9 protein-coding genes and 1 pseudogene are annotated in these 11,603 nt (G+C 54.3%); 4 read left to right on the top strand and 6 right to left on the bottom strand.

What is annotated here, in order from left to right; genetic code table 11:
- Nucleotides 1-14: 14 nt before the first annotated feature.
- From FOY96_RS19005 to FOY96_RS18995, 3 genes and pseudogenes are all read left to right on the top strand, one after another.
- A complete protein-coding gene (locus tag FOY96_RS19005; protein WP_143347595.1) occupies nucleotides 15-2,045 on the top strand; it encodes a hypothetical protein in 2,031 nt (676 codons plus the stop codon).
- A gap of 248 nt (nucleotides 2,046-2,293) precedes the next feature.
- A complete protein-coding gene (locus tag FOY96_RS19000) occupies nucleotides 2,294-3,325 on the top strand; it encodes an IS630 family transposase (RefSeq protein ID WP_143347594.1) in 1,032 nt (343 codons plus the stop codon).
- Nucleotides 3,326-3,569: 244 nt separating this feature from the next.
- Nucleotides 3,570-4,037 (top strand): annotated as a pseudogene (locus tag FOY96_RS18995) (SymE family type I addiction module toxin).
- A gap of 58 nt (nucleotides 4,038-4,095) precedes the next feature.
- On the opposite strand, the gene FOY96_RS18990 reads toward FOY96_RS18995, so the two are convergent.
- Together FOY96_RS18990 and trpS are read right to left on the bottom strand one after the other, a co-directional pair.
- Complete coding sequence (locus FOY96_RS18990) at nucleotides 4,096-4,467, bottom strand: hypothetical protein (RefSeq protein WP_143347593.1); 372 nt, start codon at nucleotides 4,465-4,467, stop codon at nucleotides 4,096-4,098.
- A 576-nt stretch (nucleotides 4,468-5,043) separates the two neighbouring features.
- A complete protein-coding gene (trpS, locus tag FOY96_RS18980; RefSeq protein ID WP_143347591.1) occupies nucleotides 5,044-6,048 on the bottom strand; it encodes a tryptophan--tRNA ligase in 1,005 nt (334 codons plus the stop codon).
- A 199-nt stretch (nucleotides 6,049-6,247) separates the two neighbouring features.
- Between trpS and fosA the strand changes: the two genes are divergently transcribed.
- A complete protein-coding gene (gene fosA, locus FOY96_RS18975; RefSeq protein ID WP_143347590.1) occupies nucleotides 6,248-6,673 on the top strand; it encodes a FosA/FosA2 family fosfomycin resistance glutathione transferase in 426 nt (141 codons plus the stop codon).
- Between the two features lie 108 nt (nucleotides 6,674-6,781).
- On the opposite strand, the gene FOY96_RS18970 is transcribed toward fosA, so the two are convergent.
- Genes FOY96_RS18970 through FOY96_RS18955 form a run of 4 tightly spaced genes read right to left on the bottom strand, consistent with a single transcriptional unit; the run spans nucleotide 6,782 to nucleotide 11,528 of the window.
- The gene (locus tag FOY96_RS18970; RefSeq protein WP_033144516.1) at nucleotides 6,782-7,603 is read right to left on the bottom strand and encodes an alpha/beta fold hydrolase; all 822 of its coding nucleotides are present in this window, start codon (nucleotides 7,601-7,603) and stop codon (nucleotides 6,782-6,784) included.
- Nucleotides 7,604-7,633: 30 nt separating this feature from the next.
- A complete protein-coding gene (locus tag FOY96_RS18965) occupies nucleotides 7,634-9,253 on the bottom strand; it encodes an MFS transporter (protein ID WP_143347589.1) in 1,620 nt (539 codons plus the stop codon).
- Nucleotides 9,250-9,657, bottom strand: coding sequence for a DoxX family protein (locus tag FOY96_RS18960; RefSeq protein WP_143347588.1), 408 nt, complete (start codon nucleotides 9,655-9,657; stop codon nucleotides 9,250-9,252). Before FOY96_RS18960 ends, FOY96_RS18965 begins: the two co-directional genes overlap by 4 nt.
- Nucleotides 9,657-11,528 (bottom strand): amidohydrolase, encoded by a 1,872-nt coding sequence (locus tag FOY96_RS18955; RefSeq protein WP_143347587.1) that lies wholly within the window; start codon nucleotides 11,526-11,528, stop codon nucleotides 9,657-9,659. Before FOY96_RS18955 ends, FOY96_RS18960 begins: the two co-directional genes overlap by 1 nt.
- Nucleotides 11,529-11,603: the final 75 nt, after the last annotated feature.

Below are 11,603 nucleotides of genomic sequence, written 5' to 3'. Positions count from 1 at the left end.
TTAAGGTACGATACATGTTATATTACGATGTACGCGCAATCAAAAAATTGGCAGATGATGCTGAAAGTTTTTATGAATTCTATAAAGAATGGATTGGTAAAGTTGAAGTTAAACACGCTCTAAGTCTTCTTAAAATTTCATCTCTTTATTACAATCGCTTTTCCGAACAGTCTGAAGAAGATTATATTCTTTATTTTGGTCGATGCATTTATCAACTTTTAGTACGCTTTCCTGTTCATCGCGATCTTATTTTAAAGACCGAAAATGAGTGTCGCACCATTCATTTGGCATATAATAATTTCTTCCGAAGAGTTAGAGTGATGGAAAAACGGTATTATAAAATTTTAGGAGGTGAGTACAAGCTTAATGCATTTTTAATTTTCTCTGAAATAAGTATGAGTATTATATGTTCTTTGCTTAAAAATGTTCCCAGTGAACGACTAGATAATATATTCCCCGTAGTGATAAGAATTGATGGTTTGCCTCTATCGGAAAATATTACACCTCAGGATATGAAATCAGTTAGCATGATTTTTGATCAAATATCTAGTTATACCGGCAATATTTTTAGAGAATTGCGAAATCTAAATACTCTGGATCTTGAGCACGATTGTTCTGAGCAAGCGGTTAAAAAAACTGGAAATTGGCTTAAAGAGTGGGATGATTTTGACTCTCTAAATCGTATCAGTGACCTTTATCGGTTTTGTAATGCAGAGTTTAGCTACTCAGATTTAAATAACACATCTTTAATTGTAGATGAACATTGTGCATATAAAGCTTATGAGATAGCTCGTTCGCGATTCTCTATGCGTGGAACCAGCCTCTTTTACGAAATTCTGGGGCTCCTGAAAGAAAATCCTAATTTTATTGAGCAGATGAAACCCCTTGTTCCAGAATGGATAAACAAAAGAGATTTTTTCTCAATCGCTTATTTTAGTGAAATGGAAAATATGTCACCGGAGGATCTATATATTGAGTATGGAGGTGTGAATATTTATTCATGGATTCATGCATACGAAATGTTAATAGAATTAGCAAAAGAGGAGATGGATAATCGTTTTAAAAAAACAGTTCCGGGAGGACTAAATCTTAAAGATTGGGTTATAAGTTATACGCGTCAGGAATGGATTCAATTTTTTGTTAAGGGAGGACTTTCCTGGACTATAGCTGCATTAGTCACCGATTATTTTACATTTGATGATAAAGCACTCGATATAAACGATTGTCCGTTACTTGCTTGTGGCGATAGTCTTTTTTTGATGCCTTCAATTGTTTCTATGAGTTGTGCGACTCGCTCCTTACTTTCTTTATTCAGCGCAAAACATATCACAAGTCAGGATAAAGGTAAAAGCCATGAGCGGCAATTTATTCAGCGGCTTAAAAATGCAGGGGTTTGTGCAGAGCAACTTTCATTACGAAAAAATTATGAATGCGACTGTGCAATGTTGATTGATGATCATTTGTTTTTTATTGAATTGAAGTCTAACGGACATCCTATACATTTTAATCGTTATTATCAAACGCTAGTAAACATCAATGGGGATAGTTCTGAACTTCATGCTAAATCTTCCTGGATAAAGCAAGTAACACGCTATGCTGACTTTTATTCAAATCAATTAGATTTGGTTCGCGATGCCCTAAAATTATCAAAAAAATGGACACCAAAAGGTATACATAAAATGATTATAACAACCTCAGTTTTTGGTGATATTTACCATCAAAAAGATTGTTATGTGATTGATAAAACTTCATTTTATAGCTTTATTGAGCGTCTCTCGAGTACAACTATTGAGTTAAGGAATGGTATGCGAACAATCATAAAGCCCGAAAGTGCTCATCTTTATCATGGTGAGATCACTATAGATAAGATGATGGCTTTTTTAAATACATTACCTTCTATTTCAATCAAGCGTCGAAGAGTTCAACAGCTTACATATCATGTGCAATGTGGTAAATTGAAAATAACCTATCCATTTTTTGATATATGGCCTGCTCTTGAAGAAGTATTAGATGAAAATGGCAGCGAAGCCATGGTAATGTTATAGCAATGTGGGGCTTCTATAAATTTTGTAGCACTTTAGTATGACTAAAGTATAAAATAGAGTCCCCTTCTATAGTTTTATAGGATGAGTATAAGTACTCTTGTGATTCATCTTTATTGTTAAAGGTATATTTCAATCCGCCTACATGCTAAATAGCTGCGCGGAATAGTAGATCACTTTGAGGGAACTCAGCCCGGATTGTGCGATCTGATCAATCGCCAAAAATCACAAATCACCAACCGGACTGAGCGATGCCGATCATAGCACCAATTCCCCGTGACGAACGACGCCTGATGCAGAAAGCCATCCATAAAACGCACGATAAAAATTATGCCCGCAGACTGACTACCATGCTGATGCTGCACCGGGGCGACCGCGTCAGCGACGTTGCCAGAACGCTCTGCTGCGCCCGTTCCTCTATTGGGCGCTGGATTAACTGGTTCACGCAGTCGGGTGTTGAAGGGCTGAAATCATTACCTGCCGGGCGTGCCCGCCGCTGGCCGTTTGAGCATATCTACACACTGTTACGCGAGCTGGTAAAACACGCTCCCGGCGATTTTGGCTACCAGCGTTCCCGCTGGAGTACAGAACTGCTGGCAATAAAAATCAATGAGATAACCGGATGCCAGTTACATGCCGGAACTGTGCGGCGCTGGTTGCCGTCTGCGGGACTTGTATGGCGCAGGGCTGCGCCAACCCTGCGTATCCGTGACCCGTATAAAGATGAAAAGATGGCAGCAATCCATAAAGCACTGGACGAATGCAGCGCAGAGCATCCGGTCTTTTATGAAGATGAAGTGGATATCCATCTTAATCCCAAAATTGGTGCGGACTGGCAACTGCGCGGACAACAAAAACGCGTGGTAACGCCGGGGCAGAATGAAAAATATTATCTGGCTGGCGCGCTGCACAGCGGAACAGGTAAAGTCAGTTATGTGGGTGGAAACAGTAAAACTTCAGTGTTATTTATCAGTCTGTTAAAGCATCTGAAAGCGACGTACCGACGGGCGAAAAGCATCACGCTCATCGTGGACAACTACATTATTCATAAAAGCCAGGAAACACAGCGCTGGCTAAAGGAAAATCCGAAGTTCAGGGTAATTTATCAGCCGGTTTACTCGCCATGGGTGAATCACGTTGAGCGGTTATGGCAGGCGCTTCACGATACGATAACTCGCAACCATCAGTGCCGTTCGATGTGGCAACTGTTAAAAAAAGTTCATCATTTTATGGAAACGGTCAGCCCATTCCCCGGAGGTAAGCATGGGCTGGCGAAAGTGTAGCGGTATTCGGCGCAGCTATTTAGAATTAAAAATACCTACCGTTATTTCCTGAATCCCCCTCGCAAATTCCAAATTTGCCCCACCCAAAACCGCTGTATTTATATTCAGTCCTGTATAATGAGCACCAGAAATTACGCCGAACGGCAAAGGAAATAATGAAGAATATTTAAAGAGAGAATTCGCGATATGAAGGTGCTGCAACACCCCCATACCGCTAACCACAACAACTACTGAGGAGTTGAAAATGGCTGCGACGAATTTTAAGCCAGAGTTTACTGTTTGCAAAACAGAATCAGACGCTTTCACCGGCGTGATTGAAAACCGCGAGCTGGTACGCAAAAACAGCGCCCGCCGTCTTCACGGCAACCAGACCAACGCAGCACCTGTTCATCCCCGCGCGGAAACGCCGCAGGACAGTGCAGCCTGCTGCGAACTGTATGCACGCATAGACATGAAATATCTTCTGCTGGGCGGCGACTGATTAACCCGTGCAGGCTTTATCAACGGTATGCCCGTAAAAATCCGCGCCATGAAAGACTGCATTGTGATTACGCCACAGCATACAAGAGAATTATGGGGATGCCTGGAAGGGATGAGCGTGGTGAATATAAATAAGCAGAAAGTCGCGCAGTGGTTGAAGACCTTCCCGGGTGCGCTGAATGATACGGGTGATATGCCAGTGATTAAGCGTGGGAGTGGGAAGGCTGTTTAAACTTCTAGCCAGCCAGTACGGGCATGTGAGCGCATGCCCGCACTACGCTAAAAGTAACTCAATCATGATGTATTTGTTCTTTCACAGCCTTAACCAGCACAGCATGGAGTTCGCCAACGGTTAAATCGCGTATCACAGGTTCGGGTATGCCACGTATCCTGCGAATCAAACGGCAGATACCGAAGTAATCTATGCCCTCGGTACTAAAAAGAAACTCGTTTTTAGCGAGGGAAAAAGTTTTCTCATAGCCATCTTCTTCAGTGATGAGCGTAACACCAAACGCTTCCTCGCAGTCTTCAATCAGGGCATCGCCATCAATGCCGCAGATATCGAGGTCGGCTTCGATTAGGGTGTTCTCATCAATGCGCTTGCGATGATGTCCCGAGGACTGACGTACAACCTCAATGACCTGCGAAAGAGTGGGGTACATTATGTTGGATTCCTTGGGTGAAGAAATGACGTAGACATTGATTAATAGACCGAGTTAACGCCTGGGACTTATTATTGAAGGTACAAAGAAAATCAAAACAACCCACACAAACATCCCAATGATTTTTAGCGGCCAGGGTTCGAATACATCAAAGCACACAATTGTGCCTATAACTAATAGTGGTCCTCCCAATACTTCCAGTATTCCTTCTAAGATAGATAACTTATGAGGCAATACACGATTCAGTAAAACACAAGTAAGGTGCGTGCCTCCTAAAATAATGACTATATCTAGAGTACATTCTTTCCAGTTATCAGTGACACCCACGAAAATGAGGCACAGTGCAATCACAAAAACGCACAGTAACGTATTCAGCATGGAAATAATAAACTTACTCATATCATTTTACGCCGCGCATTAAAAATATAAAGAAGCCATGAATATAGCATTCTTGAAAGAATGATAAACGACATTAGCTAATAATGGATTTAATACTTTATTGCGCCTCGCTTATTTCCGCAATAATCAAGTTAGCGGCTTCATGCTAATCCCCCGCACTCCACCGCTAAATCGACTTTAACTAAACACCGGCACCCCCAGCCCAACCTTCACCTCCCTCAACGTCGCCTGCGTCACCCCCTGCGCCCGTTCCGTCCCGCGCTTCAGCATCGCCATCAGCTCTCCCTTATCCTGCATATACATCGCCCTCCGCTCCCGCATCGGACCAATCAGTTCCTGCAAACACGCCTCCAGCTCGTTCTTGCACGCCCGGTCGCCCAGCCCGCCCGCCTGATAGTGCGCCTTCATCGCCGCCACTTTCTCCCTGTCCGGATGAAACGCGTCGAGATACGTAAACACCACGTTCCCCTCAATATGCCCCGGGTCGCTCACCTTCAGGTGGTTTGGGTCGGTGTACATGGCGCTGACCGCATGATGAATGGTCTCTTCGCTGGCCGAAAGGTGCAGCGTGTTGCCGAGCGATTTCGACATTTTGGCGCTGCCGTCGATGCCGGGCAGGCGGCTGGTGTCGCTCAGCATCGCCTTGCAGTGGCGCAGCACCGGGGCGGGCAGCAGGCTGTTCATCTTGTGCACAATCTCGTTGGTCTGCTCAATCATCGGCAGCTGGTCGTCGCCGACGGGCACGCACTCGGCCTTAAACGCGGTGATGTCTGCCGCCTGGCTGATGGGATAGGCCATAAACCCGACCGGCAGCGAGCGGGCAAAACCCTTCTGCGCAATCTCGTTTTTGACCGTCGGGTTACGCTCCACGCGGGCGACGGTGACGATGTTCATATACAGCATCGTCAGCTCGGCGAGTGCGGGCAGGGCGGACTGCAGGCAGATCGTGGTCAGGTTCGGGTCGATGCCCGCGGCGAGGTAGTCGGCCAGCACTTCGGGAATGTTGTCGCGGATTTTCTGCGGGTTGCTGCCGTTGTCGGTCAGCCCCTGCAGGTCGGCAATCAGCACAAACTGGCTGTGCGTCTGCTGGAGCGCCACGCGCTGGCGCAGCGATCCGACGAAGTGGCCAAGGTGCAGCGGGCCGGTTGGGCGGTCGCCGGTGAGGATGGTGGTTGCGTTCATAAAGACTCCTTAATATGCAGTTGCCGAAAGGGGTCTTAGAAATGTGAAAGCCGCCTTTCGGCGGCTATCTGAAAATGGGGAAAACAACTCCGTGCCGCCTTTAAGAAGGCAGCCACCAGCGGTTTACGGTGAGCACGGCGTGGTTTATGTTCATCTCTTTACCGTACCACGTCCGGCGCGAAAAACAAAAGGGCACGTCATGCTGCAATCTCTCAACCATCTGACCCTCGCGGTCAGCGACCTGCAAAAAAGCGTCACCTTCTGGCACGAACTTCTGGGGCTTGCGCTGCACGCCCGCTGGAATACCGGGGCCTATCTCACCTGTGGCGACCTGTGGGTCTGCCTGTCGTACGACGAGGCTCGCGAGTACGTGCCGCCGCAGGAGAGCGACTACACCCACTACGCGTTTACCGTGGCGGAAGCGGATTTTGAACCGTTCTCGCAAAGGCTGGAGCAGGCGGGCGTCACCGTCTGGAAGCAGAACAAAAGCGAGGGGGCGTCGTTCTATTTTCTCGACCCGGACGGGCACAAGCTGGAGCTGCACGTGGGCAGCCTCGCCGCGCGGCTGGCGGCGTGTCGGGAGAAGCCCTACGCGGGTATGGTGTTTACCTCAGACGAGGCTTGAGGCGCGCACCTTCAGCCTGCAGGTCCTGTCTCAGCGATCACTGGTTACGTGCCGCTGGCGGAGCGAAAGCGCCGGGTGGCGGCTGCGCCTTACCCGGCCTGGAAAAAATTACAGCGACTTCACAAACGCCAGCAGATCTTCGTTGAGCTGGTCCTGGTGGGTCAGCGCGAAGCCGTGCGGCGCGTTGTCGTACACCTTCAGCGTGGCGTTTTTGATCATCTCCGCCGCCAGCTTGCCGGTGCTTTCAAACGGCACGATCTGGTCGTTGCTGCCGTGGATCACCAGCGTCGGCACGTCGATTTTCGCCATATCCGGGCGGAAGTCGGTTTCGCCGAACGCGGTCACGCAGTCGATGGTGCCCTTCAGCGACGCCAGCAGGGCGATGTTCAGCGTCTGGGTCAGGGCACCGGCGGAAACGGTCTGCCCGGCGTTGATGCCGTAGAACGGCGTCGCGAAGTCGCTGATGAACTGGGCGCGATCTTTACGTAGTCCGTCGCGAATGCCGTCGAACACGCTCTGATCCACACCCTGCGGGAAGGAGTCGGATTTACCGAAGATCGGCGTCACCGCGCCCAGCAGCGCCAGACCGGCCACGCGCGCGCTGCCGTAGTTGTTGATGTAGCGGGTTACGTCGCCGCCGCCCATGGAGAATCCCACCAGCGTCACGTCCTGCAGGTCCAGGGTGGTGATCAGGTCGTTGATGTCGGACGCAAAGGTGTCGTAGTCGTAGCCGTTCCACGGCTGATCCGAGCGGCCAAAGCCGCGACGGTCAAAGGCGATGGCGCGGAAGCCGCGCTCGGCCAGGTAGTTCAGCTGGCTGTCCCACATGTCGCCGTCCAGCGGCCAGCCGTGGCTGAAGAGAACCGGTTTGCCCGCGCCGCCGTCCTTGTAGTAAATCTGCGTGCCGTCTTTTGCCTTAAACGTTGCCATAGTGTGTTCCTGTGCAGGTGATGGTTAGGGTTATACCGGCGCGACCAGGTAGCGTATTGCCGGTGATGTTGTGCCCTGATGAAAAGCCAGAACGCGGCTCTGCAGCAGGAGGTCATTCATGGTGTGGCGCTCCTGCTGGCGCAGATGCTCGATCCACGAGCCCATCAGGAAGGTCTCGATAAACAGACCGGGGCGCTCAATATCCTCGTATACCGCCCAGCTCATCGCCCCGGCGCGGCGGCGCACCCGGCGCAGCTCGTGGACGGCTTCCAGGAAGGCCCTGGTGTTCTGCGGGTCGATGATGTACTCGTGCGATACCAGCACCGGGCCGCGCTCGTTGGGCAGATCGATCTCCACGCCGTCCAGCGGCTGGCCGCTCAGGTCGAGGTTCAGGTCCGGATCTTTCCCCAGCTTCCAGCGGAACACGGTGGCGCTCGCCAGCACCATCCCCAGCGTGGCGACAACCAGCGAGGTTGGGGTGCCGAAGCGGGAAGCGATCTGCCCCCAGATGGCGCTGCCCGCGGTCATCGAGCCGAAGAACACCGTCAGGTAAACCGCCAGCGCGCGGGCCTTCACCCAGCGGGCGGCGCTGCGCTGCGCGCCGAGGTTCAGCGTTGAGAGCACCGCAATCCACGCGAAGCCGGTGAAGAACTCAAACAGGTTAAGCAGCCAGACGTGGCGCACGAACGCCAGCGCCAGCATGGTGAGAGCAAAGGTCAGGCTGGCGGCCACCATCAGGCGGTCGGCGTCGAGCCGCTGGCGCAGGCGCGGCAGCAGAATGGCCCCGGCAATCGCCCCCAGGCCAATGCACGCCAGCATCACGCCGTAGCCCGCCGGGCCTAAGCCCAGCTCGCGGCGCGCCACCAGCGGCAGCAGCGCCCAGCCCGCGCTGCCGAAAACGAAGAAGGCCACGGTGCGCACCAGCACGTTGCGCAGCACCGGCGCGGCGTGCACGTAGCGAATCCCGGAGCGTACCGCGGAGAAGAAGTGCTCCGGCGGCAGACGCTGTATGGACGGTGCCGGACGCCAGCGCCACAGCACCCACGCCACGCCGACCACGGACAGCGCGTTCAGGGCAAACACCATCCACGGCCCGGCGAGCGACAGCAGAAAACCGCCCAGCGCCGGGCCAATCGCCCGGCTGATATTCACTCCGAGCGAGTTGAGGGCCACGGCGGCGCCCAGCTCCGGCTTGCTCACCAGATCGGGCACCACGGCCTGGAACGGCGGCGAGCTCATCGCCGCGCCCACGCTCAGCAGAAACGTCGCCACCAGCAGAACGGCGGGGGTGACGTGTCCGGTGAAGGAGAGCACCGTCAGCCCGGCGGCGGCGATGAACACCCAAAGCTGGGAGAAGAGCAGGTATTTACGTCGGTCGACGATGTCCGCCATCACCCCGGACGGCAGGGCGAAGAGGAACATCGGCAGGCTGCTGGCCGCCTGCACCAGCGCGATATCCAGCGGGTCGGTGCTCAGGGTCAGCATGCTCCAGTTGATGCCGACGTCGCTCATCCATGAGCCGACGTTAGAGACTACCGTGGCGATCCACAGCATGCGGAACACCGGCTGGCTCAGCGGCTGCCAGGGCGAAACCGTCGGTGCGGGCGTCGTCTCGACGTGTGCGTCGCGAACGTCGTTAACCTGGGTCATGCGAACCTCTCCGCTGTCTTACGCTGCAGCCGCCACTGGCCCGGCCCGGTGAGGGCGAGGGTGGTGAAGATAATCAGCAGCAGCCAGCCAAACTGCCCTTCGGCAATCGACCAGTTCGGGTGGACCGCCAGCATCGCCACCAGCAGCACGGCGATAATCGGCAGGCACGCCAGGCGGGTGTACACGCCCGCAATGATAAACAGCGGGCAGATCACCTCGGCGAAAATTGCCGGGATCAGGCTGGCGTAAGGCCCGAAGCCGAATGGATCTTCAATGCGCGTTAGCTCGTCGCTGAAGTGCAGCACCTTCGGCAGGCCGTGCACGTAGAGCAGCAGCAGGCTGCCGGTCAGGCGCAGGAAGAACAGCCCCAGGTCGACCCGGGGAAGAGCAAAGGTGTTTTTCATCAGAATGCAAAGCAGCTGCAGCCCAGCGCCCCCCAGAAAGCGTTATCGTCGGACACCGGCATCTCTGACGTGCGGGCGAAATCATGCTGGTGGCTGTGAACCCCGCACGGACCGCTGCAGTGATGAACGGCGCTCATGCCGACGCGGGCGGCCTGCGGCGGCGCGCTGCGGTAGTGGCCCGGCACCTTCACCACCGGGGAACACTCGGGCAGAACCGGAATGGCCGGCGGCGCGAGCGGGCCAAAGCTGCCAGCGGCGTAAACGATGTCGCCGTTGACCACGGTGAGGACGGACTCGATGCCCTTGATCTCCTCTTCCGGCACGCGGAAGAAGTCTTTGCTCAGCACGGCCAGGTCGGCGAGCTGGCCGACCTTGATCTGCCCCTTCTGATTCTGCTCGCTGGAGAACCACGCGCTGCCCTGGGTCCAGAGCATCAGGGCGGTATCGCGATCCAGACGGGCGCTATGGTCGTACATCTGCATCCCGCCGACGGTGCGGCCGGAGACCAGCCAGTAGAGCGCGGTCCACGGGTTGTAGCTCGCCACGCGGGTGGCGTCCGTCCCTAAGCCCACCGGCACGCCGGTCTCGAGCATTTTTGCCACCGGCGGCGTGTGGCGGGTAGCTTCGATGCCGTAGCGCTCGGCAAAGTACTCGCCCTGGAACGCCATGCGGTGCTGGACGGCAATGCCGCCGCCGAGCGCTTTGATGCGGTCGATGTTGGCCTGGGTAACGGTTTCCGCATGGTCGAAGAACCAGTGCAGGCCGTTGAACGGTATGTCGCGGTTCACCTTCTCGAAGACGTCCAGCATGCGGCTGATGGATTCGTTATAGGTGGCGTGCAGGCGGAACGGCCAGCGGTGCTCCACCAGATGGCGCACCACGCGCTCCAGCTCGTCCTCCATCCCCGGCGCGAGGTCCGGGCGCGGTTCGAGGAAGTCTTCAAAATCGGCGGCGGAGAAGACCAGCATCTCGCCCGCGCCGTTGTGGCGGAAGAAGTCGCTGCCCTGGCCCGGCGTGAGCATGTCGGTCCATTTTTCAAAATCTTCCAGCTCGTGGCCCGGACGCTGGGTAAACAGGTTGTAGGCGATGCGGATGGTCATCTGCTTTTTCTCGTGCAGCTCGGCAATCACCTCGTAATCTTCCGGGTAGTTCTGGAAGCCGCCGCCCGCGTCGATGGCGCTGGTCAGCCCCAGACGGTTCAGCTCGCGCATGAACTGACGCGTGGAGTTGACCTGCTGCTCCAGCGGCAGCTTCGGCCCTTTGGCGAGCGTGGCGTAGAGGATCATGGCGTTCGGACGGGCAATCAGCATCCCGGTCGGGTTGCCGTTGGCATCGCGCTGGATCTCGCCCCCCGGCGGGTTCGGCGTGTCCTTGGTGTAGCCGACCACCTTCAGCGCGGCGCGGTTGAGCAGGGCGCGGTCGTACAGGTGCAGGATGAAGACCGGGGTATCCGGCGCGGCGTCGTTAATTTCGTCCAGGGTCGGCATCCGGCGCTCGGCAAACTGGAACTCGGTCCAGCCGCCCACCACGCGCACCCACTGGGGCGACGGCGTGCGCAGGGCCTGCTCTTTCAGCATCCGCAGGGCGTCGGCCAGCGACGGCACGCCTTCCCAGCGCAGCTCAAGGTTGTAGTTCAGCCCGCCGCGAATGAGGTGCAGGTGCGAGTCGTTCAGGCCGGGGATGGCGGTGTGGCCTTTTAAGTCGACCACTTTGGTGCCTTCGCAGTGGTGCTGCATCACCTCGGCGACGGTACCCACTTCCAGAAATTTTCCGTCGCGCACGGCAACGGCTTCCGCGACGGGGTTCTCGCGATCGACGGTGTGAAACTGGCCGTTAACCAGAATGAGATCGGCTTTACCAAGGGTAACCATAAACTGCTCCTGACTGAGAGGGGAATGGTCAGGATTATGGGAACCGGTTTCGGCAAAGATCCAGTTATACAATAG

Origin of the sequence: Enterobacter asburiae (assembly GCF_007035645.1) — a bacterium.
Lineage (GTDB): Bacteria > Pseudomonadota > Gammaproteobacteria > Enterobacterales > Enterobacteriaceae > Enterobacter > Enterobacter asburiae_B.
This window is presented reverse-complemented; position numbering and strand designations above follow the sequence as displayed.